Origin of the sequence: Stenotrophomonas sp. (genome assembly GCF_031995405.1) — a bacterium.
Classification (GTDB): domain Bacteria; phylum Pseudomonadota; class Gammaproteobacteria; order Xanthomonadales; family Xanthomonadaceae; genus Stenotrophomonas.
Map to the genome: position 1 here is coordinate 1 of NZ_DAMAGC010000202.1, position 3,230 is coordinate 3,230.

Genomic DNA, 3,230 nt, shown 5'->3' on the forward strand with positions numbered 1-3,230 from the left:
GCAAGCGGCTGGGCTTTGATGCGCAGAACAGTCATTGGCCGAAGCTGGATTGCGAAAAATTCTTGCGACCGTCGCCGCCGCGGCTGGATTCGCCGCAGGGCAGCCTGTTCTGACGCCACTGGACGATGGGCCCGATGCCGGCCACTATCGGAAGCACCGAAGGCACGCAGGGGAAAGCGGGTGAATGTTGCAGCAGTTACCACGGCGGTCAACGCGACGATCATCGCCGTAATGCACGAGCAGCGCCGCAAGGTGCTGGCCCACTTCAACGCGCACGAGGCGCTCTCGCCGGAGCGCGCGATCGCGCGTGATGCGCTGGAACCGGCGTTGCACGCCACGCTCGATCAACTGCGAGCGCAGGGCATCATCAAGGACTGCGGGGATGCGCTCAGCTATCTCGATGCCGATGCGCTGTTGGCGTATGAGAAGAAGATGGCCAGGAGCGGACGTGTCGCTGTCACGGCGATTCTGCCGGTGTTGGTTGCGGTGGCGGTTGCCGTCGTGGTGGCGATTACCTTGTCCCGCTGAGGGGGATGGCCTCTTCCGGTAGGTGGGTGGGCGCCGGCCAGCGGCCGGCACTACCTGGGCGCCTGTTGTAGTGCCGATCAGTGCGTGGCGCCGCTCAAGCAGGCGGATACGGCCCGCCGTCGCCGTCAGTTGCCGCCGAACAGCTTCTGCGCGTTCTGGAACAGCACCCAGCTGGTGGCGATGAACTTGTCGCCGCCGTGCGGACGGTTGCCGCGGTGGGTGTGGGTGAACGCGGTCGGTGCGATCAGCAGGCTGCCGGTGCGTGGGGCGATCTTGCGGTCCTGGAACAGGAACTCGGTTTCCCCCTGCTCGAAATCATCGTTGAGGTAGAGCGTCCACAGCAGGTGGCGATGCAGGGTCTCGGCGGCGGGATCGCGCGGGTACAGTTCGCAATGCCAATAGGGATAGCCGCCCTCGCCTGCGGCATACCATTGCAGATTGATGGCACCGGGACGCAGGCAGGTGCGGGCCAGATCGGACAGCGTTGCATCGTCCATGCCTGGGAAATCATCGGCTGCCAATCGACGTGGACTACCGTCGCTGTCCTGGATCTGCAACATCAACGGCGAGATCAGTGCCTGTGGATAACGGCGTAGATAACTCATCACGCCGCGAAACACCGCCTGTTGCAACTGCATGTCCACATCGCGCCACGCGGCATCGCCGCTGATGCGAAGATCCTTGCTGTGCTTGAGTTCCGGGAACACACCGCTGCCCACTTGACCGGGCCGCAACTGCGCACTGGATCGCATCCTGGCCTGGATGGCGGCACACATGTCGGCGGGGATGGCGTTGTGGATTACTTCGATGAAGTCGGGCGGGGCGTGGGCCGTCATGGGGTCATCCGTGGGCATCTGACCCCGATGGTGACCGCTGCGCTGGCCGATGTCACGCCGTTGCCATGTAGGCATTTGCCCGCCGAAAACGGGACCGGTATCGCACCGGTCCCGCACTGCCCACTCAGCCCTGCGCGTCGTCGTGCGCGCGGTGGTAGCGGGTGGCTTCGGCCACTTCATTGCGCGAGCCGAGGAACACCGGCACGCGCTGGTGCAGGTGGTCGGGCTGGATGTCGAGGATGCGCTCGCGCCCGGTGGTGGCGGCACCGCCCGCCTGCTCGACCAGCAGGCCCATCGGGTTGGCTTCGTACATCAGGCGCAGCTTGCCGGCCTTGGTGGGGTCCTTCCGGTCCCAGGGGTAGATGAAGATGCCGCCGCGGGTGAGGATGCGATGCACGTCGGCCACCATGCTGGCGATCCAGCGCATGTTGAAGTTCTTGCCGCGCGCGCCTTCCTTGCCCGCCAGCAGGTCCTGCACGTAGCCCTGCATCGGGGTTTCCCAATGGCGCTGGTTGGACATGTTGATCGCAAATTCCTGGGTGTCGGCGGGAATCTGCATGTCTGCGGTGGTCAGGACGAACTCGCCCTTCTCGCGGTCCAGGGTGAAGGCATGGGTGCCGTGGCCGACGGTGAGCACCATCTGCGTGCTGGGGCCGTAGATGCAGTAGCCCGCAGCCACCTGGCTGGTGCCGGGCTGCAGGAAGCTGTCGTCATTGGGCTGCTCGGTGCCGGGCGGGCAACGCAGCACGGAGAAGATGGTGCCAACGGACACGTTGACGTCGATGTTGGAGCTGCCGTCGAGGGGATCGAACAGCAGCAGGAAATCGCCGCGCGGGTAGGTGTCCGGGACGGGCTGGCAATGGTCCATTTCTTCCGAGGCGCAGGCGGCGAGGTGACCGCCCCAGGCGTTGGCCTCGAGCAGGATCTCGTTGCTGATGACGTCGAGCTTCTTCTGGGCCTCGCCCTGTACGTTGCCGGTGCCGGCTTCGCCGAGCACGCCGCCGAGTGCGCCCTTGCTGACGGCGATGGAGATGCTGGTGCAGGCGCGTGCGACGACGGCGATCAGCTGGCGCAGGTCGGCATTGATGCGGCCGGCATGCTGCTCTTCGATCAGGTACCGGGTAAGCGACGAACGGGACATGGACTGTGGCTGCCAAAGACGTTTGGGGGCCATATTGTCGCCGGTCGTCCACGGCATTACGAGGCAGGCCGTGGATACGGCACCCCGCCCGGGGTAGAGCCGAGCCATGCTCGGCTGCCGTTCGCGCGGGACAAGAGCAGCCGAGCATGGCTCGGCTCTACCGGGGATGCGCCATGCTGCGCCCCGCCCTGCCCCGGAGAACGGCCGCACGAGGCGGCCGTTCTTCATCATTGGCGCCGCTCATCCACGACATTACGAGGCAGGCGTGATACGGCAAAAAGCCAGGTAGAGCCGAGCCATGCTCGGCTGCTTTTTGCGCGAGGCAAGAGCAGCCGAGCATGGCTCGGCTCTACCAGGGGTGGGCTGCGCCCCGCCCCGCCGCAAACCGGAGAACGGCTGCACGAGGCGGCCGTTCTTCATTATTGGCGCCGGCATCCACGGCATTACGAGGCAGGCGGGATACGGCAAAAAGCCAGGTAGAGCCGAGCCATGCTCGGCTGCCTTTCGCGAGGGGCAAGAGCAGCCGAGCATGGCTCGGCTCTACCGGGGATGCGCCATGCTGCGTCGCGACCCGCCGCGAACCGGAGAACGGGCCGCACGCGGCGGCCGTTCTTCATTACTGGCGCCGGTCATCCACGGCGTTACGAGGCAGGCGGGGATACGGCACCCCGCCAGGTAGAGCCGAGCCATGCTCGGCTGCTTTTTGCGCGAGGCAAGAGCAGCCG

At 65.8% G+C, this 3,230-nt stretch carries 3 protein-coding genes; 1 reads left to right on the plus strand and 2 read right to left on the minus strand.

Translation table 11 applies throughout. The features are described 5' to 3' along the window. Positions 1 to 180: 180 nt before the first annotated feature. Positions 181 to 528 (plus strand): hypothetical protein, encoded by a 348-nt coding sequence (locus RTO53_RS19715; RefSeq protein WP_312239355.1) that lies wholly within the window; start codon positions 181 to 183, stop codon positions 526 to 528. Positions 529 to 653: 125 nt separating this feature from the next. Here RTO53_RS19715 and RTO53_RS19720 read toward each other — a convergent pair whose 3' ends face one another. Both RTO53_RS19720 and RTO53_RS19725 read right to left on the minus strand, forming a co-directional pair. Next, a complete protein-coding gene (locus RTO53_RS19720; protein ID WP_312239356.1) occupies positions 654 to 1,364 on the minus strand; it encodes a 2OG-Fe(II) oxygenase in 711 nt (236 codons plus the stop codon). A gap of 124 nt (positions 1,365 to 1,488) precedes the next feature. Further along, entirely contained in the window at positions 1,489 to 2,505 is a 1,017-nt protein-coding gene (locus tag RTO53_RS19725) for a class 1 fructose-bisphosphatase (RefSeq protein WP_312239357.1), read from the minus strand. Positions 2,506 to 3,230: the final 725 nt, after the last annotated feature.